At 54.4% G+C, this 283-nt stretch carries 1 protein-coding gene and 1 rRNA gene; one reads left to right on the top strand and one right to left on the bottom strand.

All coding sequences use genetic code 11. The features are described from left to right. Positions 1-204 (bottom strand): hypothetical protein (locus M3148_RS19400; protein ID WP_251305995.1); only part of this gene is annotated, 204 nt, incomplete at its 3' end. Between M3148_RS19400 and M3148_RS19395 the strand changes: the two genes are divergently transcribed. Then, positions 204-283, top strand: a 16S ribosomal RNA gene (locus M3148_RS19395); the annotation flags it as partial. The two genes, M3148_RS19400 and M3148_RS19395, sit on opposite strands and share 1 nt — an antisense overlap.

Raw genomic sequence — 283 nt, 5'->3', positions numbered from 1 at the left:
TGCCAATATGGTCCTGGCGTCGGCTGGTTTGTTCATCGTCTGGTGGATGGGTTGGTTGGTGTCTGGGGTCGTTAGTTTGTTTGGTTGATGCTCGTCCGTGGTTTCCTTTCTGCGGGTGGGTGTTTGCTTGGATCGCTCGCTGCCTTTGGGTGGTGGGTGTTTCTTCGTATGGTTGTTACCCCTTTTGGGGGTGGCGATAGACATTTACGGAGAGTTTGATCCTGGCTCAGGACGAACGCTGGCGGCGTGCTTAACACATGCAAGTCGAACGATGAAGCCCAGC

The organism is Georgenia satyanarayanai (assembly GCF_023715365.1).
In the GTDB taxonomy this organism is placed as follows: Bacteria; Actinomycetota; Actinomycetes; order Actinomycetales; family Actinomycetaceae; genus Oceanitalea; species Oceanitalea satyanarayanai_B.
Note: the sequence above shows the minus strand (reverse complement) of the source record. Positions and strands in the feature narration are given on the sequence as shown.